This is a genomic window from Streptomyces sp. NBC_00310 (assembly GCF_036208085.1).
Taxonomy (GTDB): Bacteria; Actinomycetota; Actinomycetes; order Streptomycetales; family Streptomycetaceae; genus Streptomyces.
On record NZ_CP130714.1, the window covers coordinates 3,987,007 to 4,010,926 of the forward strand.

The following is a 23,920-nucleotide window of genomic DNA, read 5'->3' on the forward strand; positions in this document are numbered from 1 at the left end:
CAGGACCGACCCATGGCCTCCGCTGAACCGCCCATGACCCCCGAGGACCACCAGTGACATCGAGACAGCTTCACCTCAACGCGTTCCTGATGAACACCGGCCACCACGAAGCCTCGTGGCGGCTGCCGGAGTCCGACCCGTACGCGCACGTCGAGCTGGACCACTACGTGCGGCTGGCCCGGATCGCGGAGCGCGGCACGTTCGACTCGCTCTTCCTGGCCGACGGCCCGCAGCTGTGGGGCAGCGTGGGCCAGCGTCCGGCGGGCGCCCTGGAACCGCTCACCCTGCTGACCGCGCTGGCGACGACCACCGAGCACATCGGCCTGATCGCCACCGCCTCCACGTCCTACAACTCCCCCTACAACCTGGCCCGCAAGTTCGCCTCGCTCGACATCCTCAGCGGCGGCCGGGCCGGCTGGAACATCGTCACCACCGCCGGCGCCGAGGCGGCCCGCAACTTCGGACTCGACGCCGAGCCCGCGCACGCCCAGCGGTACGCGCGGGCCGCCGAGTTCCTCGACGTGGCCCTGAAGCTCTGGGACAGCTGGGAGGACGACGCGATCGTCGCCGACAAGGCGTCCGGTGTCTGGGCCGACGACACGAAGATCCACCCGCCCCGGCACAAGGGGACGTATTTCAGCGTCGAGGGTCCCCTCAACGTCCCCCGTACGCCGCAGGGTTACCCGCTGCTGGTACAGGCGGGATCGAGCGAGGACGGCAAGGAGTTCGCCGCGCGGTACGCGGAGGCCGTGTTCACCGCGCAGCAGACCATCGAGGACGCGCGGGCCTTCTACGCCGACCTCAAGTCCCGTACGGCGGCGGCCGGCCGGGACCCCGAGCACATCAAGGTGCTGCCCGGCATCGTCCCCGTGCTCGGCTCGACGGAGGCCGAGGCGCGGGCGGCCGAGCGGGTCCTGGAGGACCACATCGTGTACACGCACGGGGTGGGCAACCTGGAGCGGCTGCTGCAACTGGCGCCCGGCAGCCTGGAGCTGGACGCCCCGCTCCCCGCCGACCTTCCGCCCGAGAGCGCCATCGAGGGCGCCAAGAGCCGCTACACGCTCGTCGTCGAACTGGCCCGGCGCGACCGGCTCACCGTGCGGCAGCTGATCGGGCGGCTGGGCGGCGGGCGCGGGCACCTCACCTTCGCCGGTACGCCCGAGCAGGTCGCCGACGAGATCGAGACCTGGTTCACGCGCGGTGCCGCCGACGGCTTCAACATCATGCCCGCGGTCCTGCCGTCCGGGCTCGACGCCTTCGTCGACCACGTCGTCCCGATCCTGCGCGCCCGCGGTCTGCTCCGCACCGAGTACGGACCGCGCCGCACGCTGCGGGACCGCTACGGCCTCCCGCGCCCCGCCAACCAGCACGTCCGCACGTCCGCGCCCGCCCTCGTCTGATCCGCGAAGTCCCGGCCCCCGCAGTCCCGCCACCGCAGTCCCGCCACCGCATTCCGGCTCCCGCAGTCCGGCCCCCGAAAGGAAGCACGCCATGACCATCGAGATCCAGAAGGTCACCGCCCACATCGGCGCCCGCGTCTCCGGCGTCGACATCTCCAAGCCCCTCGACGCGGAGACGGTCGCCGCGCTCCGTGAGGCGCTCAACGTCCACAAGGCGCTCGTCTTCGACGACGTGAACCTCGACGACGAGACCCACCAGGCCTTCGTCCGCCACTTCGGCGACATCACCACCGCCCACCCCACGGTGGACGCCGTCGCGGGTGCCGCGAACGTCCTGCCCGTGGACAGCGAGCGAGGGCGCGCCAACCACTGGCACACCGACGTCACGTTCGTCCTCAACCCACCACAGGCCACCACCCTGCGCAGCATCACGATCCCGCCGTACGGCGGCGAGACCCTGATCGCGAACGCTGCGGCGGCCTACCGGGACCTGCCCGAGCCGCTGCGTCGGCTGGCCGACGGCCTGTGGGCGGAGCACACCAACGACTACGACTACGCGGTGCCCGAGGAGGAGATCGACGCGGAGCGGGCCGAACAGCGCGCCCGGTTCACCTCGATCACGTACCGCACGGCCCATCCGGTCGTGCGCGTCCACCCCCTGACGGGTGAACGCGGGCTGTTCATCGGCGGGTTCGCGCAGCGGATCGTGGGCCTGTCGCTCGGCGAGTCCCGCAAGCTCCTCGACCTGCTCCAGTCGTACGTGACCCGGCCGGAGAACGTGCTGCGCCACCGCTGGTCGGAGAACCAGCTCGTCGTCTTCGACAACCGCATCACCCAGCACTACGCCATCGACAACTACGACGGCCTGCCGCGCCGACTGCACCGGGTGACCGTCGCCGGTGACGTGCCGGCGGGCATCGAGGGCGAGGAGAGCCGCTCGATCGAGGGGGACGCCTCGCACTACACGTCCGTGGCGTCGCAGCCCACACCCGTGGCCGCGCAGCCCACGCCCGTGGCGGCCTGATCCCGCCACCTCCGTAGCCGCTCGGGCACCCTCGGTGCCGGACGCGTCCGGATAGCGGACAGCCCCTCCGTGCGCACGGAGGGGCTGCCCAGACTGTGGGCGTTTTTGCCCGACTCACGCATTGGACGAACCGCGCCCATGCCCAGCACCGACGTCAAGGCCCCACAAGAGCCCGACGCCTCCCTGTCCCACGGTCTCAAGCAGCGCCACCTCTCGATGATCGCCCTCGGCGGGGTGATCGGCGCGGGCCTCTTCGTCGGGTCCGGCGCGGGCATCGCCGCGGCCGGTCCGTCGATCGTCGTCGCGTACGCCCTCTCCGGGCTCCTCGTCATGCTGGTGATGCGGATGCTCGGCGAGATGTCCGCCGCGTATCCCTCGTCGGGTTCCTTCTCGGCACACGCCGAACGCGCTCTCGGCCCGTGGGCGGGCTTCGCGGCCGGCTGGTCGTTCTGGGTGCTGCTCTGTACGGCCGTCGGCCTGGAGGGCATCGGCGCCGCGAAGATCGTGACGGGGTGGCTGCCCGGGACCCCCGAGTGGGCCTGGGTGGCGCTCTTCATGCTGGTGTTCCTCGGCACGAACCTCGCCGCCGTGAAGAACTTCGGCGAGTTCGAGTTCTGGTTCGCCGCGCTGAAGGTCGGCGCGATCACCCTGTTCCTGGTGCTGGGGGTCCTGGCCGTCGCCGGCGTCCTGCCCGGCACGGACTCGCCCGGCCTCGCCCATCTCACCGGTGAGGGCGGCCTCCTGCCCAACGGCACCGACGGCCTGGTCATCGGTCTCCTGGCCTCGATCTTCGCGTACGGCGGCCTGGAGACGGTGACGATCGCGGCGGCCGAGTCCGAGAACCCCGTCAAGGGCGTCGCCACGGCCGTCCGTACGGCGATGTGGCGCATCGCCCTCTTCTACGTCGGCTCCATGGCGGTCATCGTCACCCTCGTCCCGTGGGACGCGAAGGCCGTGGTCGAGAAGGGCCCGTACGTCGCCGCCCTCGACCGCCTCGGCATCCCCGGTGCCGGCCAACTGATGAACGTGGTCGTGCTGGTGGCCCTGCTCAGCGCGATGAACGCCAACATCTACGGTTCCTCCCGCATCGCCTACTCCCTGGTGGAGCGCGGGCAGGGTCCGAAGGTGATCGGCCGGGTCTCGGGCGGGGTCCCCCGGATCGCCGTCCTCGCCTCCAGCGTCTTCGGGTTCCTCTGCGTCCTGCTCAGCTACTGGCGCCCCGACGACGTCTTCCCCTGGCTCCTCAACATGATCGGCGCGGTCATCCTCGTCGTCTGGATCTTCATCGCCGTCTCCCAACTGCTCCTGCGCCGCCGTATCGAGCGCGAGGCCCCGGAGAAGCCGGTCGTCCGGATGTGGGCGTTCCCGTGGCTGACGTGGGTGGCGCTCGCGGGGATGGCCGCCGTCTTCGTCCTGATGGCCCGGGAGCCGGGCACGCGGACGCAGTTGTACTGGACGGGCGGGATGACGCTGTTCCTGGCGGCGATCGGATACGCCTGGCAGAGGGCGCGCGCCGCCCGCTGACACACACCTCGGATGCTTCAGGGCCCTCGCGCGGAGGACGGACGGTCGGTTCGCGCGAGGGCCCTTGCACATGCCTGAGCAGGCCCTACATTCTCCTGCCGTTGCCGCGCACTTGCAAGTATGTTGCAATAAGGGTCGGACAGGGGCACCGACACACCACCCCCGAGCCCCCACCGAGATGCCCTGCTCGTGATCGTCTTCTCAACCTTCACCGGGCAGGCCGAAGAAGGGAGAACCCCCGCGAGGGCGTGACTCGCGGGGGTTCTCGCCGTTCCGTTGCCGGAAAACGCCGCGGCGGGACGCATTCCGTGCTGACGTTTTCCGGGGCTTTCGCCCTATGCTCCCGTTTTCCGGCCGGATTCCCGATCCGGCCGAGGGGACCGGGAGGTCGTATGCCGAGCTACAAGCACTGCCCCCCTTGCGGGGGACGCAAGCCCTTGGCGTTCTACGAGGCCGACAAGGAGGTCCAGCACTACCTCAGGTCCCAGGGGAAGAACCCGGCCGGCTGGTGGCGCTGCGGCAACCACGGTGAGAAGGGCCGCTGCCTGTGGGTCCAGCCGTACGCGGTCCAGAGCGAGGGGCTGACCCTCCCCGAGTCCTTCCGGTGACCCGGGGCAGTCAGAGCAGGTTGCTGAAGTCCGGGCCCTTGGTGCGGGTGCGCTTGATCTCGTAGAAGCCGGGGACCGAGGCCACGAGGAGGGTGCCGTCCCAGAGTTTGGCGGCCTCCTCGCCCTGGGGGGCCGGGGTGACGACGGGGCCGAAGAAGGCGATCTGCTCACCGTCGGCGCCGGGGACGGCGATGACGGGGGTGCCGACGTCCTGGCCGACCTTGTCGATGCCCTCCTTGTGGGAGGCGCGCAGTTCGGCGTCGTACGGGGTGGAGTCCCAGTGGTCCATCAGGGACTCGGGCAGCCCGACCTCGGCCACCGCGGCGGCGACGACGTCCTTCTCGATGCCCAGGCCCTGGTTGTGGGCGCGCGTGCCGATCGCGGTGTAGAGGTCACCGAGGACCTCGGCGCCGTGCTCCTGCTGGGCGGCTATGACGATCCGCACCGGGCCCCAGGCCTTGGTCTCCAGCAGCTCGCGGTACTCCTCGGGCAGCTCGTCGATCTTGGGCTCGTTCAGCACGGCGAGGCTCATCACGTGCCAGCGGACCTCGATGTCCCGGACCTTCTCCACCTCAAGGACCCACCGCGAGGTCATCCAGGCCCAGGGGCACAGCGGGTCGAACCAGAAGTCGACAGGGGTCTTGCCGGAGGTCTGCTGGGACATGGTTCTCCTCGGACGGAAGTCGTTTCAGCTGGCAACACCGACGGCCCGGCGTCGCATTCCCACCTGCCCGCCGCCAGGTGCGCATGACAGGATCGGGCCTGTCCGCATACTGAACACCACCTGAACACCACCCTGAGGGAGTGCCGCCCGTGCCCGGTGAGAATCTGTCCCGCGACGAGGCCCGGGAGCGGGCCGCACTGCTGTCCGTCGATGGTTACGAGGTCTCCCTCGATCTGCGGTCCGCCGTCGGCGACTCAGGTGACCTCGGCGGCGAGCCGCGCACCTTCCGTTCGGTGACGACGATCCGCTTCCGCTGCGCCGACCCCGGCGCCGGCAGCTTCGCCGATCTGATCGCGCCGAGCGTGACGGCCGTCTCCCTCAACGGCAAGGACCTCGACCCGAGCGAGGTCTTCGACGGCTCCCGGATCGCCCTCGACGACCTGGCCGCCGAGAACGAGCTGGTGGTCGACGCCCAGTGCGCCTACTCCCGCACCGGCGAGGGCATGCACCGCTTCGTCGACCCCGAGGACGGCGAGGTCTACCTCTACACCCAGTACGAACCGGCCGACTCCCGCCGTGTCTTCGCGAACTTCGAGCAGCCGGACCTCAAGGCCCCCTTCCGCTTCGAGGTGCGCGCGCCCGAGGGGTGGGTCGTGTGGAGCAACGGGGCCGGCGAACAGGCGGACGGGGTGTGGCGGTTCGCGGAGACCAAGCCGATCTCGACGTACATCACGGCCTTCGCCGCGGGCCCGTACCACTACGTGACGGACACCTACGAGCGGACCTTCGAGGACGGTACGCGGCTGGAGATCCCCCTCGGCGCGATGTGCCGCAAGGGTCTCGCCCCCTACTTCGACTCCGACGACGTCTTCCTCATCACCAAGCAGGGCCTGGACTTCTTCCACGACCACTTCGACTACCCGTATCCCTTCGGGAAGTACGACCAGGCGTTCGTGCCCGAGTACAACCTCGGCGCGATGGAGAACCCGGGACTCGTCACCTTCCGCGAGGAGTTCATCTTCCGGGGCAAGGTCACACGGGCGTCGTACGAGCGGCGGGCCAACGTCATCCTGCACGAGATGGCGCACATGTGGTTCGGCGACCTGGTGACCATGGTGTGGTGGGACGACCTGTGGCTGAAGGAGTCCTTCGCCGACTTCATGGGCTCCTTCTCGATGGTCGAGGCGACCCGCTTCACCAACGGCTGGGTCACCTTCGCCAACAACCGCAAGTCCTGGGCGTACCGCGCCGACCAGCTGCCCTCCACCCACCCCGTCACGGCCGACATCCGTGACCTGGAGGACGCCAAGCTCAACTTCGACGGCATCACGTACGCCAAGGGCGCGTCCGTGCTGAAGCAGCTGGTGGCGTACGTGGGGCGCGAGGCCTTCCTGGAGGGCGCCCGGCGCTACTTCAAGCGGAACGCGTACGGCAACACGAAGCTGGGCGACCTGCTGTCGGTCCTGGAGGAGACCAGCGGGCGGGACATGGCGTCCTGGTCGCGGGCCTGGCTCCAGACGGCGGGGGTCAACTCCCTCACTCCGCAGGTGCTTCTCGACTCCGAGGGCCGGATCGACGAGCTGGCGGTGGTGCAGGAGGCCGCCGAATCGCATCCCGAACTGCGGCCGCACCGGGTCGCGATCGGCCTGTACCGACGTACGGACGGGGGCGCGTTGGAGCGGTACGCGCGCGCCGAGGTGGATGTCGAGGGGCCGCGTACGGTCGTGGGGGAGCTGGCCGGGGCCGAGGCGCCCGCGCTGGTGCTGGTCAACGACGACGACCTGACGTACTGCAAGATCCGGTTCGACGCGGAGTCGCTGGACACGCTGCGGGCCGGGCTCGGGGACATCTCCGACCCGCTGGCGCGGGCGCTGTGCTGGTCGGCGCTGTGGAACCTGACCCGGGACGCGCTGCTGCCGGCGCGGGACTTCGTCGACCTCGTGCTGCGGTTCGCCGGGCGGGAGTCCGACATCGGCGTGCTCCAGATGCTGCACGCGTGGGCCAACTCGGCGCTCACGCACTACGCGGCGCCCACGTGGCGGCGGACCGGGGGCCGGCTGCTGGCGGAGGGTGCGTTGCGGGAGCTGCGGGCGGCCGAGGCGGGCAGTCAGCATCAGCTGACGTGGGCCCGTTTCTTCGCCTCGGTGGCGTCGGGCGAGGGCGATCTGGCGGTGCTGCAGGGGCTGTTGGCCGGGACCGAGAAGGTCGACGGACTGGAGGTCGACCAGGAGCTGCGGTGGGCGTTCCTGGAGCCGCTGGCGACGCACGGGGTGGCCGACGAGGGCGCGCTGGCCGCCGAGTTGGCCCGTGACGATACCGCTTCCGGGAAGCGGCATCAGGTGCGGTGCCTGGCGGCGCGGCCGTCCGCGGCGGTCAAGGCGCAGGCGTGGGCGTCGGTCGTGGAGTCGGACACGCTCTCCAACGCGCTGGTCGAGGCGACGATCGCGGGGTTCGCCCGGCCGTCCCAGCGGGAGTTGGTGGCGCCGTACGCGGGCAAGTACTTCGAGGTGATCGAGCGGGTGTGGGCCGAGCGGTCCATCCAGATCGGGATGGATGTGGTGCGCGGGCTGTTCCCGTCGCTCCAGGACTCCCAGGGGACGTTGGACACGACGGACGCGTGGCTGGCCTCGCACGCGGGGGCGGCGCCGGCGTTGCGGAGGCTGGTGCTGGAGGCCCGGGACGATCTGGCTCGGGGGTTGCGGGGGCAGGCGTGCGACGCGGCGGCGGAGGCGGGAGCCGCGGGGTAACTGCCGCCGGGCCTTGGTGTGTTGCGCACCCGGCGGCTGCCGCTGAGCGAGGGCGGGTTTCGCTCACCGGCGCTTGCCGGGTGCCGCTGGGCCGGCCGGGGTGGGCTGCCGGGTTGAGGGTTACCGAATTCGGGTAATCGGACCCGTAACTTTTTCTGATCGCGTCCGGACCAGCGGGTATCGGCAGTCGAACGCACGTACTTTAGTGCGGTCTTGTCCCGATTTGTCGACGGGCGTGTAACAGCGGTTAATCCGCGGCCCCGGAGCGGGAACCTCCGGGGCATGACCCACAACACCCCGCTCTCCCCCCGCCCCCTCCGTCGCCTCTCGGACGTCACGCGCCGGGTGCTGACGGCCGCGCAGTTGCGCGCGCAGGGTGTCACCGCCGCCGAGACGAACGAGCAGTGCCGGCCCGGTGGTTCCTGGCAGCAGATCCTGCCGGGTGTGTTCCTGCTGCACCCGGGCCCGCCCACCTCCGAGGAGCGGCTGCACGCGGTGCTGTCGTACGCGGCCCGCTCCCCGTTCCGCGAGACGGCCACCGGGATGGCGGGGGCCGTCGGCGTACCCGCGCAGCCGAACGCCGACGAGCCCCGCCCGGCGCCCCGTTACCCGGACGTGGTGATCACGGGCCTGGCCGCCCTGACGCTGCACGGATTCTCGTCCGCTCCCCCGCTGCCCTCCCTCGACGCGATCGACATCCTGGTCCCGCGCCTGCGCCGGCTGCGGACCGTGGGATGCGCGCGGATCGTCCGCACCCCGGCCATGCCGACCCCGTCGTATGTGACCGGCCTGCCCGTCGCCCCCGTCCCGCGCGCGCTGGCCGACGCGGTCGCGGAACTCGCGGACGCGGCCGCCGTACGCCGGCTGTTCACGGAGGCGGTACGCGGCGGTCACACCGAACCCGCCGCCGTCGTAAGGGAGTTGACCGAGGCGCGGCTGCTGAACCGTCCGCATGTCGTCGACGCGGTGGAATCGCTGCTCGCCGAGGGCCGGGCGATCGCGGAGGACCAGCTGTACCGGATGGTCCGCGAGTACGCCCTGCCCGACCCGGTCTGGAACGTCGACCTCCGGCTGCCCGGCGGCCCTCACCTCGGCGGCCTCGACGCGTACTGGCCGGAGCAGGCCGTCGCGGTCGAGCTCGACGTCCGGGCCCCGCGTCAGGAGGACGACGCGCTGTGGTCCGAGTACGCCCGTAAGCGGCAGGTGTTGGAACGGCTCGGCATCACCGTCGTCCACCTCACCCCCGGGAAGCTGCGTGACTCCCTGGAGCAGCAGGCGGCCATCGTCCGTACCGCCCTGATGGCGTCGTGCGACCGCGATCCGGCCGCGTATGTCGTGGTACTTCCCCGGTAAGTCGTGGTGCTTCCCCGGTAATAAGTCGTGGTGCTTCCCCGGTAAATCGGGTAACTCGGGGCACCAGGAGGGGAGAGGAAGGGCCGCCGTCCGCTTCGGCGGCCCTTCCTCATGCCGGTCGGCTACTTGTCGCAGAACTCCGCTTCCACGATCGCCTCGCTGTCGCCCGTCCAGTCACTGTTGAAGTTGAAGGCGAGGGCATGGTGGCCGTCGGAGGTGCTGACGGCTTCCGAGGTGGAGCCGTGGATGCCGCCGCCGTGACCCCAGACGGTGATGCCGCAGCTGAGTTCGCGTTCCATGAGGCCCAGTCCGTAGCCGGCGTTCGGGATGCCGTCCACCTTGATCGTGGTCTTCATCTCGGCGAGCTGCTTCGGTGGCAGGAGCTTGCCCTTGAGCAGTGCCGTATAGAAGCGGTTGAGGTCGCCCGAGTCGGAGATCATCTCGCCCGCCGAGTAGGCCAGGGACGGGTTCAGCTCCGTGACGTCGTACGTCGGGCCCGTCGCCGTCTCGGCCAGCTTGCCGTAGGCGCGGCTGCTCGGCTTCGGGACCTTCGGGTAGGTGCCGGGGACGAGGGTGGAACGCAGGCCGAGGGGCTCGATGACGCGTCGGCGGATCTCGTCGCCGTACGGGTTTCCCGTGGCCTTCTTGATCACCATGCCGGCCAGGACGTAGTTGGTGTTCGAGTAGTTCCAGTCGGTGCCGGGGGCGAAGTCCGGCTTGTGCTTCATGGCGACGGCCACCAGCTGCTCCGGGGACATCGTGTCGTAGCGGTGTGTGAAGAAGCCGTCCTTCAGGAAGTACGTGCGGCCGAACTCCTCGTCGGCCGTGTAGTTGGAGATTCCACTGGTGTGGTTGAGCAGTTGACGGAGCGTCACCTCGCCGCCGTCGTGGCCGTTGCCGCGCACCAGGCCGGGCAGCCACGTGTCCACCTTGTCGTCCAGCGACAGCCTTCCCTCCGCCTCCAGTTGGAGCAGGACCGTCGACACGAAGGTCTTCGTGATGCTGCCGACGCGGTAGCGGTCGTGGGCCGAACGCGGCTTGCCCGTCCTGATGTCGCCGATGCCGGAGGTGGCCTTCCAGACGCCGTGCTCGTCCCTGGCCTGGAGGGCCACGCCGGGGACGCCGTCCTCCACCGCCGCGTCCATGGCCTCCTGGGTCGCGCCGTGTTCGGTTCTGGAGGACGCCGGTACCGCCACCGCGGGCGCGGCCAGGGCCACCGCCGCGGCCACCGCGGTCGCCGCCATCAGAGCCGTACGTGCCGTGCGAGCCGTGCGTGCCGTGCGTGCCGTGCGTGCCGTGCGTGCCGTGCGTGCCGTGCGTGCCGTGCGTGCCGTGCGTGCTGACATGTGGTCTCCCCCTTCGCACCGACATTCTCGGCGACCCCGAGAACGTCCGGTCGCGAGGGGGGACCCCCAGGTGGGCGGGCAGGTTGAGCAGGTGCACGCCGGTTGAGCGGATTTCAGCCCTTCCGGAGGACCAGCTCCGTGTTGCGGTCGCCGGCCGTGCCGGTGAGCGTGTCGCGGCGGCCCGGGGCGTTGTAGGAGAGCTCGCGGTAGAGGGCGGCGAGGCCGGTCTGCGAGAGGTCCGTGAAGTCGGTGGCGTGCGGGGCGGCCGATTCGATCAGGGTGGTGAAGACGGAGAGCGTGCCGTCCTTGTTGTCCACCAGCTCGATGACGCGGGCGAGTTGGGGGAAGTCGATGTGGGAGGCCGTGGAGATCTCCCAGAAGGAGCCGCCGTTCGCGGACCCGTGCGGGGTGACGCGGTTGCGGTGGCTGTGGCCGTTCACCCAGGCCAGCACGTTGCGGTGGCGGCCGAGCAGGGACAGCACCTCGTCGCCGCCGTGGCGGGCCTCGCCGGGGCGGGAGGGGTCCTTGCGCAGGTTCCGCATCGACGTGCTGGTGTGATGGCTGAAGACGACGACGTACGAACCGTCCTTGGCCGCCTCCTTCACCGTACGGTCCAGCCACTTGAGCTGGGCCGTGCCGAGCGAGCCCTCGTAGTGGCCGCCGGGATCGGTGGAGTCGAGGCTGACGCCGATGACGTCGTCGGCGATGCGGAAGGCGTAGTACTGGGTGCGGGCGTCGAGGTTGGCCTGCGAGTAGCCGTGACCGACCGGGCCGGGGCCCGTGTGGGCCGGGTCCAGGTGGGCCCTGAGGTACTCCTGCGGGGTGAACGGGGCGCGGTTCTCGTCCGGAGTGACCGAGCGCATCTTCTTCGCCTGGGCCTTGAGCACGGCCTTCCAGTCGGCGCCCCGGGGGTCGCCGCCGCTCTTGACGTTGTCCCAGAGGGCCTTGCCGACCTGCTCGTCGAGGGTCATCAGCTTCCTGCCGCCGACCGCGAAGTCGGCGAAGAAGGAGTCGCCGGGGGCGTAGCAACCGCCGGGCAGGGAGTCGTGGTTGCCGACCGTGGAGTACCAGGGAACGTTCAGGCCGGGGCTGTTGACCTCGCGGATCGCGGCGGCCAGGAAGCCGTTCAGGCGCGGGAAGCCGAGCTGCTTGTCGGCGTCGCGGAGGGGGGCGTCCGGCTGCCAGTAGAGCTTGAGTCCGGCGTTCTGGACGCCCTCGTAGCGGCGCGGGTCACCGGAGTTGGGGGTGACGCGGCCACCGCTCATCACCTTCAGGAACCAGTCCAGTTCCGTCTTGGAGTTGTTGTCGGTGTTGTCGCCGGTCGTCATGACGAAGTGCAGGGGGGAGCCGGTCACCGGGGCTCCGCGCAGCGCGTTCACCCGCTCGACGAGCGAGACCGCGCCGGCCACGGACAGGGCCTCCTGCGGCCGCCAGGCGCTGGCGGTCTGGGCGCGCAGGTACTCGTAGCGCAGCGGGTGCTGGACGTCCACCACGTGCAGGTCGGTGAACTGCACGAAGGACGCAAGCGCCGTCCGGCGCTTCTCACGGCCGGACTTGGGGGTCGCCAGGTCGCCGCGTACGACCCGCGCCCAGGCCGGGCCGGCGCCGAGGCGACGGTAGCCGGAGGCGTTGCGGGGAGCCGCGACCGAAGCGAGGGTGGTGCCCCGGGTGTACGGCGCGAGGGGTGCGGCCGGGGCCTCTCTGTTCGAGAGGTTGGCCAGGGGGACCTCGGTGGCCGCGGCGTCGCCGGCGGCGGAGGCGGCGGCGTGGGCTTCGGTCTCCGGCCGCAGGGCGAAGCCGACCCCCGCGGCGAGGCCGACCGCTCCGGTGGCGGCGAGGAAGGCCCGGCGGTCAGGGTTGGTGGCGGCGGCAGCGACTGAGCGTATGCGCGACATGGCGCGGTCTCCCCGAGTGCGAACGCGTCGGAAGTGGTCGCGGGCCGCTCCGCGGTGGTGGCCGGAGTGGGGGTTCCCGCTCGTACTTGATGCTTGGCAGCCGGGGTGGCCTGGACGTTAACGACGTCGCAACGGGCGACGCCGATCACCGTACGTGGATCTTCGGGGACGGTGCGCGTCCACCGGGGGTTCCCGAATGTGAGGGGGAGCGAAGGGAAGAGGTCACTCCTTGTTCATCTGGTGGGGTAGGGCACGTATTCGCCGTGGGGCTCCGGTGATGCGGTGTGTGCGGGTGCGTCGTGATTGCTCGCGCCCCGCGGCGGTAGCCGCATATTCAGCACTGCCCCGCGCCCCTAAGGGTTCAGCGGCGGCGTCAAGTGGCCGTTCTCCGGGCGTTCCCGCCACAGCCGCAGGCCCAGGTCCACCAGGCCCACCCTCGTGAGGGCCGGGATCTCGTCCAAGGGATGCCAGGCGGCCATGTCCGTGGAGCCGTTCGTCTCGTGGCGGAGGTCCCCGCCGGTGACGCGGGCCTCGTAGACGATGCGCAGCGCCTGGTGGTCGGCGTGGGTGCCGAGGCGGCGGGGATAGGTGTGCCGGCCGGTGTCGATGCCGAGGAGGACGGTGGGTTCGACGGTGTAGCCGGTCTCCTCGGCGGCCTCGCGGACGACCGTGTCGTACGGGTCCTCGCCGTGGTCCATGCCGCCGCCGGGCAGGGTCCACTTCTTCTCGCCGTCCCGGGAGACCCAGCGGGCCAGCAGCATGTGGTCGTCCCGTACGCAGACGGCGTAGGCCGCCACCCTCAACTCCTCGCGCATGCACAGACGTTAGCCAAAATGTCCGCTCATGCGCGGTCATCGCACCCATGACGGGTGGCGGGTTTACGCCATGACACAATCCCGCCTCGGTCAACCCTCCCCAAACATGTGTCACTTCGGTAAGGCTGAGCGACCATCCGGCACCGCATAACGGACCGGACCGATCCGAACCCGCCGCTCGGATCATCAATGCTCGTTTTCACCTGAATTCCTTACCTACAAGGGATGTCGATGACCCTCACCCCCCAGCCCGACCCCCGGTCGGGTGCGAGACGCGTGGCGCGCATAGCCGTGGCCGCGGGACTGGTCGCCGCGCTCTCCGCGGCCGGACCGATACCCATGGCCTTCTCGGCGGACGACCCGTCGGCCACCGTCCCGGCGGACGGCGGCGTCAAGTCCGCCCACGACAAGCTCGGTTCGACCGACGCCGACCTGCTCGCCGAGGCCAAGGCCGACGGCGACAAGAACGTCACGATGATGATCGCCACCACGCCCGGCAGGACCGAACAGGTCGCCGAGCAGCTGGACGCGGTCAAGGGCGGCTCCGTGGGCCGTACCTACGACAAGCTCGGCTACGTCCGCGCCACGGTCCCGACCAAGAGCGCCGACTCGGCCATCTCGGCCGCCGCGAAGCTCTCCTCCGTGCAGGGCATCGACCTGCGCCAGGAGATCGTCCTCGACGACCCGTCACCGGTCGCGAAGACCGAGAAGGGCGCCGAGGCGCAGGGCACGGCGGCCAGGACGTACCCGGGGCCGAGCAAGAACACCCCCGCCGAGAACCCGTACAACCCGTCCTTCGAGACGGGCGCCGTCGACTTCGTGAAGCAGAACCCGAAGGCGGACGGCCGGGGCATCACCATCGGCGTCCTGGACTCCGGTGTCGACCTCGGGCACCCCGCGCTGCAGAAGACCACCACCGGCGAGCGCAAGATCGTCGACTGGGTGACGTCCACCGACCCGATCGTCGACGGTGACGGCAGCTGGCGTCCGATGACGAACTCGGTCGCCGGGCCGACCTTCACCTACGGCGGCCGGACCTGGACCGCGCCCGCGGGCTCGTACTCCGTCAACACCTTCCGCGAGTCCGTCACGGCGGCCGGTGACGCCGCCGGTGACGTGAACCGCGACGGCGACACCACCGACGCGTGGGGCGTGCTCTACGACGCGGCGGCCGGCACGGTCACCGTCGACGTGAACCAGAACTTCGACTTCACCGACGACAAGCCGATGAAGCCGTACAAGGACGGCTACCAGGTCGGCTACTTCGGCACCGACGACCCGTCGACCGAGGTCGCCGAGCGCCAGCCGTTCGTCGTCGAGTACCGCAAGGACGTCCCGATGGACCCCTTCGGGGGTGACTGGGTCGGCAAGAAGGCCGACTTCGTCAACATCGGTCTCATCTCCAGCGAGCACGGCACCCACGTCGCCGGCATCACCGCCGCGAACGGCCTGTTCGGCGGAAAGATGAACGGCGCCGCCCCCGGCGCGAAGATCGTCTCGTCCCGCGCCTGCGAGTTCGGCCCCGGCTGCACCAACGTGGCGCTCACCGAGGGCATGATCGACCTCGTCGTCAACCGCGGCGTCGACATCGTCAACATGTCCATCGGCGGCCTCCCGGCGCTGAACGACGGCAACAACGCGCGCGCCGAGCTCTACACGCGCCTCATCGACACCTACGGCGTCCAGCTGGTCATCTCGGCCGGCAACTCCGGCCCGGGCGCCAACACGATCGGCGACCCCGGCCTGGCCGACAAGGTGATCTCGGTCGGCGCGTCCATCTCCAAGGAGACCTGGGCGTCCAACTACGGCTCGCAGGTCGCCAAGGACTACCAGCTGTTCAACTTCTCCTCGCGCGGCCCGCGTGAGGACGGCGGCTTCACGCCGACCCTGGTGGCGCCGGGCGCCGCGGTGAACACCGCGCAGACCTGGCTGCCGGGCGTCATCGCCCCCGAGGCGGGCTACACGCTCCCGGCCGGCTACCAGATGCTCAACGGCACCTCGATGGCCTCCCCGCAGGCGGCCGGCGCCTCCGCGCTGCTGCTCAGCGCCGCGAAGCAGAAGGGCATCGACCTGACGCCCGCGAAGCTGCGCACCGCGCTGACCTCGACCGCCGACCACATCAGCGGCGTCCAGGCGTACGCCGAGGGCGCGGGCCTGATGAACATCGTCGACGCGTGGAAGTCGGTCAAGGCGGGCGCGACCGCGCACGAGTACTCGGTCAAGGCCCCCGTCGACACGGCGATCGACTTCGCGCTGAAGACACCGGGCTTCGGCACCGGCGTCTACGACCGTGAGGGCGGCCTCAAGGCCGGGCAGAAGAAGACGTACGACGTGACGATCACCCGTACGTCCGGCGCCGACAAGGCGATCCGCCACGAGCTGCACCTGGAGAACAACCGGGACGACACGTTCCGGATCGTCGGCGACGACGTGGTCTCCCTGCCGCTGAACAAGCCGGTCACCGTGAAGATCGCCGCCAAGGCGGAGAACTCGGGCATCAGCAGCGCGATCCTGGAGGTCGACGACCCGAAGACGGTCGGCATCGACCGTCAGGTGCTCAACACGGTGGTGGTCTCCACGCCGCTGAAGTACACCCACTCGGCGTCCGGCACGGTCCAGCGCAACTCCTTCAAGTCGTACTTCGTCACCGTCCCCGAGGGCGCGAAGACCCTTGAGGTCGCGATCAGCGGACTGAAGGACAAGAGCCAGACCCGCTTCATCGCCAACCACCCGTACGGCCTCGCGGTTGAGAGCACCAGCTCCCTGACCTGCTACAACAACTACCTCGACGGCAACGGCTGCAAGCCGGACGTGCGTTCGTACGCCAACCCGCAGCCCGGTGTCTGGGAGTTCGAGGTCGAGTCGCGCCGGACGTCACCGGTGCTCGACAACACCTTCAAGCTGAACTTCGCGGTCTACGGCGCGAGCTTCGACCCCGAGGTCGTCACGGTGCCCGAGGCCAAGGTCGGCACCCCGACCGCCGCCTCCTGGAAGGTGACCAACAGCCTCGCCCCCGTCGACGGCAAGCTGGCCGGTGGCCCGCTCGGCTCGGCCAAGACCGACCGGCCGACCATCGCGACCGGTGTCACCCAGACCTCCACGGTCGAGGTGCCCGCGGGCGCCGAGTCCCTGGACGTCGCCATCGGCAACACGGCGGACACGGGCGCCGACCTCGACCTGTACGTCTACGACGCCGCCCACAACGAGGTCGCGAGCTCCGCGGACGGCGACTCCGAGGAGACCGTCTCCATCCCGTCGCCGGCCGCCGGCACGTACACCATCGAGGTCGTCGGCTACGCGGTTCCGGCCGGGTCCACCGCGTACGACTACCGCGACGTGTTCTTCTCCTCCGCCCTGGGCGAGGTGAAGGTCGCGGCCACCCCGGTCAAGCTCGGCACGGGCGCGTCGACGACCGTCTCCGGTGACGTCGTCGCGGCCGCCGAGGCTCCGGCCGGCCGGGAGTTCTTCGGCCAGGTCCAGCTGGTGAACGCGCGCGGTACCGCCGCGGGCACCGGCAGCGTGCGGATCGAGAAGGTCACGCCGTAGGAGGAGTAGGAGGAGGAACACTGGTAGTGCGCCGGTACTCCTACCGGTAGTGCGTGAGTGAACCGAGGGGGCGGGTGTCCGGGAGGACGCCCGCCCCCTCGTCGCGTTCAGCGGGTCAGTCGCACGACAGCCCCTTCGTCGCGTTCAGCGGGTCAGTCGCACGACAGCCCCTTCGAGCCCGGCAGCGCCGCCTCGATCCAGGCCCGGTCGCGGGCGATGTCCGCCTCCTTCGTGGTCCAGATGTCCGGCCGGGCGTCGTCCCGCGGGATGCCGACGAGGACGTGGTCGCCCTTCTTCAGGCGGGGGTCGACGTCGTGGTCCATGGGGAAGACGATCCGGTCGGCGCCCTTGTCGGGCTTGAGCCAGCGGTCCACCTCGACCGTGATCCGGTCCTGCGGGGCACCGGTCACGGGTTCGACCTCGGTGACCGTGCCCTCGACGATGAGGCGGGCGCAGGCAACGTATCCCTCCTTGCTGAGCGAGGCGGAGTCGCCCCCCGCACCGCTCTCCGCCTGGTCGCCGTCCTCCTGGCTCCCGGACTTCTCGGAGACGCCCGAGTCGGACGCCGTCACGCCGCCGCCGGCTTGTACGACGACCCAGCCCACGCCGAGGACCACGGAGGCGGCCGCGGCGGCGGCGAGGGTGCCGAAGGTGATCTTCAGGGCGCGCCGGGCGCGGGACGGCCGCGGCGGCAGGGGCCTCACCGACGCGACGGGGGCCGGCGCGGGCCCGGACACCCGCCCGGGGTCCGTCTCGGCACCGGCCGCGTCCCCCGGCCGCGCGGCCACGGGTCGCCCCGGCGGCGCCCCGGCCACGGCGTCCTCACCCGCCACCGCCAACGCCTCACCGATCAGCCCCAGCTGCTCCCTCAACAGCTCGATGTCGACGACGGCCGCATCACGCGACGCCACGAACTCGGCATCCCGCAGAGCGTCCTCGGGCAACGGTTCGTCGAGAAGGGCGGCCATGAGCGCGTCCATGCCCGCGTAGGCGGGCCCGTCGTACGCGAGGTCGCCGTCCGCGAGGTTGCCGTCCGCGAGGTCGCCGTCCGCGGAGCCGGCGCCCCGGCCCCCGCCGTGGGCAGGGCCGTCGCGCTCGGCACCGTCGACGACCGAGCCGTCGCGCTCACCGTCCCGCCGCGCGAGGTCGCCGGCCGCGCTGTCTCCGCGCGCGGTGTCTCCGGACGCGGTGCCTCCGCGCGCGAGGTCGCCGGACACGGTGCCTCCGCGCGCGGCATCGCCGTGCTCGCCCTCCCCACGCTCGCCATCGCCATCGCCACGACCGCCGTCCCGGCGCGCATCGTCACGATCGCCATCGCCAGCCGCGCTGTCTCCGCGCGCGGTGTCTCCGGACGCGGTGCCTCCGCGCGCGAGGTCGCCGGACACGGTGCCTCCGCGCGCGGCATCGCCGTGCTCGCCCTCCCCACGCTCGCCATCGCCATCGCCATCGCCACGACCGCCGTCCCGGCGCGCATCGTCACGATCGCCATCGCCGTCCGCACGCGCGGCGCCGCGCCCCGCGTTCCCGCTTGCGAGGTCGCCGTGCTCGGTGTTGTCGCGCTCGGCGTCCCCGCGCTTCGCACCGCCGCGTGCTACATCGCCGCGTGCGACATCGCCGCCTGCGGCACCGTCCCGCTCGGCGTCCCCGTGCGCCGCGCCCGCCTGCGCGATGTCGTCGTACTCGGCGTCGCGTCGGCTTTCGTCCCGGGCGGCCATGTCACACCACCTCGTCCTCGTGCAGGCGGGTGCGCAAGGCGCGGACCGCCGAGTGGAGCCTGCTCTTGACCGTGCCCTCGGGGATGCCGAGCTCGTCGGCGATCCCGCGTACCGGCAGGTCGGCGTAGAAGCGCAGGACGAGGACCTGGCGCAGGGTGTCGGGCAGCTCGTCCAGGCCCCGGGCGACGGCGAGCGAGAGCACGCTGGACTCCTCGCCGGAGGGGTGCTCGTGCTGGCGCAGCGAGGCCAGGCGCTCGCCCAGGCGCTCCTGGCGGCGCTTGGCACGGTGCCAGTCCATCGCCAGGTTGGAGGCGACCACCGCCGCCCACGCGGACACGTCCCGCGGTGCCTCACGGCCGCTCGCGGCCCGCTCCAGCAGCCGCAGCCGTACCTGCTGTACCCCGTCCAGCAGGTCCGACTGCGGAACACCGCCGAGCGCGAGCACCGCCCGCACCCGCCGCTCCTGGGCCGCGTCCAGTGGGTCGTCCGGCTCCTGGACCCCCTCGATGTGGCGCGCCTTTCTGCGCAGCACAGCCACCCCTTCCCTCCCGCGTTTCCCCTACGACGCCGATGCGGGCCGAAACGTTCGGAACCGTCGCCCGACTTTCCCGGCGGAGCACAGAGGCGTACGTCACACCTTCGCGTGCGCCCGGGTGCCGTGGGCAGGGTCGAGGCAGCACAGCTTGCGGTACGGGACCGTCGTAGGGCGAATTTCTCCAGCTCAGCCGGGGTGACGGCCAAAGAAGCGGCTCCGGCGCCGGTGCCCGTCGCGTCCGAGCGTGTGAGCGTCCTGGTCAAACGATTGGACAGGCGGGCCCGGCCTGACCGCATGATGGAAAGGCCTCGGCCATGCCGCAGACACACTCAAGCCACGTAGAAGGAGTCGCCGTGAGGGTCGGAATCGTCGGAGCCACCGGTCAGGTCGGCACGGTCATGCGCAAGATCCTCAAGGACCGCGACTTCCCGACGCGCGAGCTGCGCCTGTTCGCGTCCGCCCGCTCGGCCGGTTCGGTCGTCGACGGTGTGACGGTCGAGGACGCCGCGACGGCCGACTACTCGGGCCTCGACATCGTCCTGTTCTCCGCGGGTGGCGCGACCTCCCGGGCGCTGGCCGAGAAGGTGGCGTCCCAGGGCGCGGTCGTGATCGACAACTCCTCGGCGTGGCGCCGCGACCCCGAGGTACCGCTGGTCGTCTCCGAGGTGAACCCGCACGCGATCGCCGACCGCCCCAAGGGCATCATCGCCAACCCGAACTGCACGACGATGGCCGCGATGCCGGTGCTGCGTCCGCTGCACGACGAGGCGGGCCTCGAAGCGCTGGTCGTCGCCACCTACCAGGCGGTCTCCGGCTCCGGCCTCTCGGGCGTCGCCGAGCTGCACGGCCAGGTCCAGAAGGTCGTGGCGGACGCGGACAAGCTGACGCACGACGGCTCGGCGGTCGACTTCCCCGAGCCGAACGTCTACCAGCGGCCCATCGCCTTCAACGTCGTCCCGCTCGCCGGTTCGATCGTCGACGACGGTCTGCACGAGACGGACGAGGAGCAGAAGCTCCGCCACGAGTCCCGCAAGATCCTGGAGATCCCCGGCCTCAAGGTCTCCGGCACCTGTGTCCGTGTCCCGGTCTTCTCCGGCCACTCCCTCCAGGTCAACGCCCGCTTCGCGCGTCCGATCTCCGTGGAGCGCGCGACGGAGCTGCTGGGCGGCGCCCCCGGCGTGGCCCTCTCCGACATCCCGACCCCGCTGCAGGCCGCCGGCCAGGACCCGTCGTTCGTCGGCCGCATCCGCGCCGACGAGACGGTGGAGCACGGCCTCGCCCTCTTCATCTCCAACGACAACCTCCGCAAGGGCGCGGCGCTGAACGCCGTGCAGATCGCGGAGCTGGTGGCGGCTGAGCTGAACGAGTAGGCGGGCAGGACGCGAAAGAGGGGCGCCCACCGTGAACGGTGGGCGCCCCTCCGCGCGTTCACAGGGCCAGATGCCGCCGTAGGGCCACGTCGACCTCGGCCATTCGCTGGCGCGGGACCGAACCGATCGGCCTCACCAGCCTCTCCGGAGCGAGCGCGCGCACCTGCTCGCACTGCACCTTGGAGTCCTTCGGAAGGCCGCACTCCTGGGCGGGTAGCAGCACCTGGAACGGATAGACCCGAGAAGTGTTCGTCGTCAGAGGGACCAACGTGATCACGCCTCGCCCGGTCCGCGCCACGGCCGCGTTGGCACCGTCGTTGGAGACAATCACTGCCGGACGCGCCTTGTTGGCCTCACTGCCACGCGTCGGCTCGTAGTCGACCAGGTAGATGTCACCGCGCTTCATCAGCCAGCCCGTCACCCGAGAACCGGTCCCAGAACGCGGCGTCCTCGCTCCCGTCCCACTCGGCGAAGGCCTCGGCGTACTCCTGCTCCAGTTGCGCTTCACGCAGGAGTGCGATGGCGGCGTGTATCACGGCCGACCGGGAATCGGCATCCGTACGCGCGGCGTACTCGTCGACGAAGGTGACGTCCTCCTGAGGCAGGCTCACACTAATCTTCATACACCTGATGCTACCCGGGGTAGGCACACGTTAGCCACTCCAGACAGGGCCCCGCTCATGGAAGGATGTCCGAACCCACACATACCGAGGAGATGACCGCGTGCCTGGCACAAACCTGACCCGCGAAGAGGCTCAGCAGCGGGCGGCGCTGCTGAGCGTTGACTCGTACGAGATCGATCTCGACCTCTCCGGCGCGCAGGGTGGGGGTACCTCCCGCTCGAGCGAGGCCGAGAGTGGGGGAGGCACCTACCGGTCCGTGACCACGGTGCGCTTCGATGTCGCCGAGAGCGGTGCGGCGTCCTTCATCGACCTGGTGGCTCCGACCGTCCACGAGGTGACCCTCAACGGCGACGCGCTGGACCCGGCGGAGGTCTTCGCGGACTCCCGGATCGCGCTGCCCGGTCTGCTGGAGGGCCGCAACATCCTGCGGGTCGTCGCCGACGCCGCGTACACCAACTCGGGTGAGGGCCTGCACCGGTTCGTCGACCCGGTCGACAACCAGGCCTATCTGTACACCCAGTTCGAGGTCCCGGACGCCCGCCGCGTCTTCGCGTCCTTCGAGCAGCCGGACCTGAAGGCCACCTTCCAGTTCACCGTGAAGGCCCCGACCGGCTGGACCGTCATCTCCAACTCGCCGACGCCGGAGCCCAAGGACGACGTCTGGGTCTTCGAGCCGACGCCCCGCATCTCCACGTACATCACGGCGCTCATCGTCGGCCCGTACCACTCCGTGCACAGCGTGTACGAGAAGGACGGGCAGAGCGTGCCGCTCGGCATCTACTGCCGGCCGTCCCTCGCCGAGCACCTGGACTCCGACGCGATCTTCGAGGTCACGCGGCAGGGCTTCGACTGGTTCCAGGAGAAGTTCGACTACGCGTACCCGTTCAAGAAGTACGACCAGCTGTTCGTGCCGGAGTTCAACGCGGGCGCGATGGAGAACGCGGGCGCGGTGACCATCCGCGACCAGTACGTCTTCCGCTCGAAGGTGACGGACGCCGCGTACGAGGTCCGCGCCGAGACCATCCTCCACGAGCTGGCCCACATGTGGTTCGGCGACCTGGTGACGATGGAGTGGTGGAACGACCTGTGGCTGAACGAGTCGTTCGCCACGTACACGTCGATCGCCTGCCAGGCGGACGCCCCCGGCTCGCGCTGGCCGCACTCCTGGACCACGTTCGCCAACTCCATGAAGACCTGGGCGTACCGGCAGGACCAGCTGCCGTCCACGCACCCGATCATGGCGGAGATCGGCGACCTGGACGACGTGCTCGTCAACTTCGACGGCATCACGTACGCGAAGGGTGCTTCCGTACTGAAGCAGCTCGTCGCGTACGTCGGCCAGGACGAGTTCTTCCAGGGCGTGCAGGCGTACTTCAAGGCGCACGCGTACGGCAACACGCGCCTGTCCGATCTGCTGGGCGCCCTGGAGGAGACCTCCGGCCGCGATCTGAAGTCCTGGTCGAAGGCGTGGCTGGAGACGGCCGGCATCAACGTCCTGCGCCCGGAGATCGAGACGGACGAGCACGGCGTCATCACCTCCTTCGCGATCCGTCAGGAGGCCCCGGCGCTGCCGACGGGCGCGAAGGGCGAGCCGACGCTCCGCCCGCACCGCATCGCGGTCGGCCTGTACGAACTGGACGACACCAGCGGCAAGCTGGTCCGCGACGAGCGGGTCGAGCTGGACGTCGACGGCGAACTGACCGCCGTACCGCAGCTGGTGGGTAAGCGCCGCCCGGCCGTGGTCCTCCTCAACGACGACGACCTGTCGTACGCCAAGGTCCGCCTGGACGAGCGGTCGCTGGCCTTCGTCACCGAGCACCTCGGTGACTTCGAGGCGTCCCTGCCCCGCGCGCTGTGCTGGGCCTCGGCCTGGGACATGACGCGCGACGCGGAGCTGGCGACCCGCGACTACCTGTCCCTCGTCCTGTCGGGCATCGGCAAGGAGTCCGACATCGGTGTCGTCCAGTCCCTGCACCGTCAGGTGAAGCTGGCGATCGAGCTGTACGCCGACCCGACGACCCGCGAGGCGCTGCTCACCCGCTGGACGGACGCCACGCTCGCGCACCTGCGGGCCGCGGAGGCCGCCTCCGACCACCAGCTGGCGTGGGCCCGCGCGTTCGCCGCGACCGCCCGTACGCCCGAGCAACTGGACCTGCTGGAAGCCCTGTTGGAGGGCACGCAGACGATCGAGGGGCTGGCCGTCGACACCGAGCTGCGCTGGTCCTTCGTCCAGCGGCTCGCCGCGGTGGGCCGCTACGACGAGGCGGAGATCGCCGGCGAGTACGAGCGGGACAAGACGGCCGCCGGCGAACGCCACGCCGCCACCGCCCGCGCCGCCCGCCCGACGCCCGAGGCCAAGGCCGAGGCCTGGTCCCAGGTCGTCGAGTCCGACAAGCTTCCCAACGCCCTCCAGGAAGCGGTCATCGCCGGCTTCGTCCAGACCGACCAGCGCGACCTCCTCGCCGCGTACACCGACAAGTACTTCGAGGTGGTGAAGGAGATCTGGGAGTCCCGCTCCCACGAGATCGCCCAGCAGATCGCCGTCGGCCTCTACCCGGCCGTCCAGGTCTCGACCGACACCCTGCACAGGACGGACACCTGGCTGACCGCCGCCGAGCCCAACGCGGCCCTCCGCCGCCTGGTCTCGGAGTCCCGCTCGGGCATCGAGCGGGCCCTTCGGGCCCAGGCCGCGGACGCGTCGGCGACCACGGCGTAGCGACCACGCAGTAGCGACCACGGGTCGTACTGCGGCGGG

General features: G+C 70.7%; 18 protein-coding genes. 10 read left to right on the forward strand and 8 right to left on the reverse strand.

The genetic code is table 11. The annotated features are described in order from the left end of the window. The first annotated feature begins 53 nt into the window (after window positions 1–53). From OG202_RS17490 to OG202_RS17505, 4 genes are all read left to right on the forward strand, one after another. Window positions 54–1,400 (forward strand): LLM class flavin-dependent oxidoreductase, encoded by a 1,347-nt coding sequence (locus OG202_RS17490; protein ID WP_328223081.1) that lies wholly within the window; start codon window positions 54–56, stop codon window positions 1,398–1,400. A 91-nt stretch (window positions 1,401–1,491) separates the two neighbouring features. After that, window positions 1,492–2,424 carry a TauD/TfdA dioxygenase family protein gene (locus OG202_RS17495; RefSeq protein ID WP_328223082.1) on the forward strand — a complete coding sequence of 311 codons (933 nt, stop codon included), beginning with the start codon at window positions 1,492–1,494 and terminating at the stop codon, window positions 2,422–2,424. Between the two features lie 138 nt (window positions 2,425–2,562). Further along, window positions 2,563–3,948, forward strand: coding sequence for an amino acid permease (locus OG202_RS17500; protein WP_326582787.1), 1,386 nt, complete (start codon window positions 2,563–2,565; stop codon window positions 3,946–3,948). Window positions 3,949–4,340: 392 nt separating this feature from the next. Then, on the forward strand, window positions 4,341–4,556 hold the full coding sequence (locus OG202_RS17505) for a hypothetical protein (RefSeq protein ID WP_327729696.1): 216 nt from the start codon (window positions 4,341–4,343) through the stop codon (window positions 4,554–4,556). A gap of 10 nt (window positions 4,557–4,566) precedes the next feature. Here the strand turns inward: OG202_RS17505 and OG202_RS17510 are convergent, their stop codons facing one another. Next, window positions 4,567–5,220 (reverse strand): DsbA family protein, encoded by a 654-nt coding sequence (locus OG202_RS17510; RefSeq protein ID WP_326582785.1) that lies wholly within the window; start codon window positions 5,218–5,220, stop codon window positions 4,567–4,569. 149 nt (window positions 5,221–5,369) lie between these two features. Between OG202_RS17510 and pepN (OG202_RS17515) the strand changes: the two genes are divergently transcribed. Together pepN (OG202_RS17515) and OG202_RS17520 are read left to right on the forward strand one after the other, a co-directional pair. Further along, window positions 5,370–7,967, forward strand: coding sequence for an aminopeptidase N (gene pepN / locus OG202_RS17515; RefSeq protein ID WP_327729695.1), 2,598 nt, complete (start codon window positions 5,370–5,372; stop codon window positions 7,965–7,967). Window positions 7,968–8,249: 282 nt separating this feature from the next. After that, on the forward strand, window positions 8,250–9,320 hold the full coding sequence (locus OG202_RS17520; protein WP_326582783.1) for a hypothetical protein: 1,071 nt from the start codon (window positions 8,250–8,252) through the stop codon (window positions 9,318–9,320). 122 nt (window positions 9,321–9,442) lie between these two features. Here OG202_RS17520 and OG202_RS17525 read toward each other — a convergent pair whose 3' ends face one another. From OG202_RS17525 to OG202_RS17535, 3 genes are all read right to left on the reverse strand, one after another. Beyond that, window positions 9,443–10,564 carry a serine hydrolase domain-containing protein gene (locus OG202_RS17525; RefSeq protein WP_327732256.1) on the reverse strand — a complete coding sequence of 374 codons (1,122 nt, stop codon included), beginning with the start codon at window positions 10,562–10,564 and terminating at the stop codon, window positions 9,443–9,445. A 215-nt stretch (window positions 10,565–10,779) separates the two neighbouring features. After that, window positions 10,780–12,561 carry a TIGR03767 family metallophosphoesterase gene (locus tag OG202_RS17530; RefSeq protein ID WP_327729694.1) on the reverse strand — a complete coding sequence of 594 codons (1,782 nt, stop codon included), beginning with the start codon at window positions 12,559–12,561 and terminating at the stop codon, window positions 10,780–10,782. Between the two features lie 353 nt (window positions 12,562–12,914). Next, window positions 12,915–13,376: an NUDIX hydrolase gene (locus OG202_RS17535; protein ID WP_326582781.1), complete on the reverse strand. Its 462-nt coding sequence runs from the start codon at window positions 13,374–13,376 to the stop codon at window positions 12,915–12,917. Window positions 13,377–13,607: 231 nt separating this feature from the next. On the opposite strand from OG202_RS17535, the gene OG202_RS17540 reads away from it, so the two are divergent. Further along, window positions 13,608–16,922 carry a S8 family serine peptidase gene (locus OG202_RS17540; protein ID WP_327729693.1) on the forward strand — a complete coding sequence of 1,105 codons (3,315 nt, stop codon included), beginning with the start codon at window positions 13,608–13,610 and terminating at the stop codon, window positions 16,920–16,922. A gap of 152 nt (window positions 16,923–17,074) precedes the next feature. Here the strand turns inward: OG202_RS17540 and OG202_RS17545 are convergent, their stop codons facing one another. After that, window positions 17,075–18,139, reverse strand: a complete 1,065-nt coding sequence (locus OG202_RS17545) for a hypothetical protein (RefSeq protein ID WP_328223084.1) — start codon at window positions 18,137–18,139, stop codon at window positions 17,075–17,077. A gap of 24 nt (window positions 18,140–18,163) precedes the next feature. On the opposite strand from OG202_RS17545, the gene OG202_RS17550 reads away from it, so the two are divergent. Beyond that, on the forward strand, window positions 18,164–18,706 hold the full coding sequence (locus OG202_RS17550) for a hypothetical protein (RefSeq protein WP_328223085.1): 543 nt from the start codon (window positions 18,164–18,166) through the stop codon (window positions 18,704–18,706). Here OG202_RS17550 and OG202_RS17555 read toward each other — a convergent pair. After that, entirely contained in the window at window positions 18,639–19,169 is a 531-nt protein-coding gene (locus OG202_RS17555) for an RNA polymerase sigma factor (RefSeq protein WP_443052255.1), read from the reverse strand. The two genes, OG202_RS17550 and OG202_RS17555, sit on opposite strands and share 68 nt — an antisense overlap. Before the next feature lie 356 nt (window positions 19,170–19,525). Between OG202_RS17555 and OG202_RS17560 the strand changes: the two genes are divergently transcribed. Then, window positions 19,526–20,542, forward strand: coding sequence for an aspartate-semialdehyde dehydrogenase (locus OG202_RS17560; RefSeq protein WP_326582777.1), 1,017 nt, complete (start codon window positions 19,526–19,528; stop codon window positions 20,540–20,542). A gap of 58 nt (window positions 20,543–20,600) precedes the next feature. Here OG202_RS17560 and OG202_RS17565 read toward each other — a convergent pair whose 3' ends face one another. Together OG202_RS17565 and OG202_RS17570 are read right to left on the reverse strand one after the other, a co-directional pair. Next, window positions 20,601–20,963, reverse strand: coding sequence for a type II toxin-antitoxin system PemK/MazF family toxin (locus OG202_RS17565; RefSeq protein ID WP_326582776.1), 363 nt, complete (start codon window positions 20,961–20,963; stop codon window positions 20,601–20,603). After that, on the reverse strand, window positions 20,935–21,165 hold the full coding sequence (locus OG202_RS17570) for a ribbon-helix-helix protein, CopG family (protein ID WP_326582775.1): 231 nt from the start codon (window positions 21,163–21,165) through the stop codon (window positions 20,935–20,937). The genes OG202_RS17565 and OG202_RS17570 overlap by 29 nt, the downstream gene beginning before the upstream one ends. Window positions 21,166–21,265: 100 nt before the next feature. Here OG202_RS17570 and pepN (OG202_RS17575) point away from each other — a divergent pair, with 100 nt between their 5' ends. Next, window positions 21,266–23,881, forward strand: coding sequence for an aminopeptidase N (gene pepN / locus OG202_RS17575; RefSeq protein ID WP_326582774.1), 2,616 nt, complete (start codon window positions 21,266–21,268; stop codon window positions 23,879–23,881). Window positions 23,882–23,920: the final 39 nt, after the last annotated feature.

Coding starts and splice junctions, on each gene's coding strand:
- OG202_RS17570 (WP_326582775.1), bottom strand. CDS start 21,165: ATGAAGATTAGTGTGAGCCTGCCTCAGGAGGACGTCACCTTCGTCGAC.
- OG202_RS17505 (WP_327729696.1), top strand. CDS start 4,341: ATGCCGAGCTACAAGCACTGCCCCCCTTGCGGGGGACGCAAGCCCTTG.
- OG202_RS17510 (WP_326582785.1), bottom strand. CDS start 5,220: ATGTCCCAGCAGACCTCCGGCAAGACCCCTGTCGACTTCTGGTTCGAC.
- OG202_RS17525 (WP_327732256.1), bottom strand. CDS start 10,564: ATGGCGGCGACCGCGGTGGCCGCGGCGGTGGCCCTGGCCGCGCCCGCG.
- OG202_RS17540 (WP_327729693.1), top strand. CDS start 13,608: ATGACCCTCACCCCCCAGCCCGACCCCCGGTCGGGTGCGAGACGCGTG.
- OG202_RS17535 (WP_326582781.1), bottom strand. CDS start 13,376: ATGCGCGAGGAGTTGAGGGTGGCGGCCTACGCCGTCTGCGTACGGGAC.
- OG202_RS17530 (WP_327729694.1), bottom strand. CDS start 12,561: ATGTCGCGCATACGCTCAGTCGCTGCCGCCGCCACCAACCCTGACCGC.
- OG202_RS17495 (WP_328223082.1), top strand. CDS start 1,492: ATGACCATCGAGATCCAGAAGGTCACCGCCCACATCGGCGCCCGCGTC.
- OG202_RS17500 (WP_326582787.1), top strand. CDS start 2,563: ATGCCCAGCACCGACGTCAAGGCCCCACAAGAGCCCGACGCCTCCCTG.
- OG202_RS17520 (WP_326582783.1), top strand. CDS start 8,250: ATGACCCACAACACCCCGCTCTCCCCCCGCCCCCTCCGTCGCCTCTCG.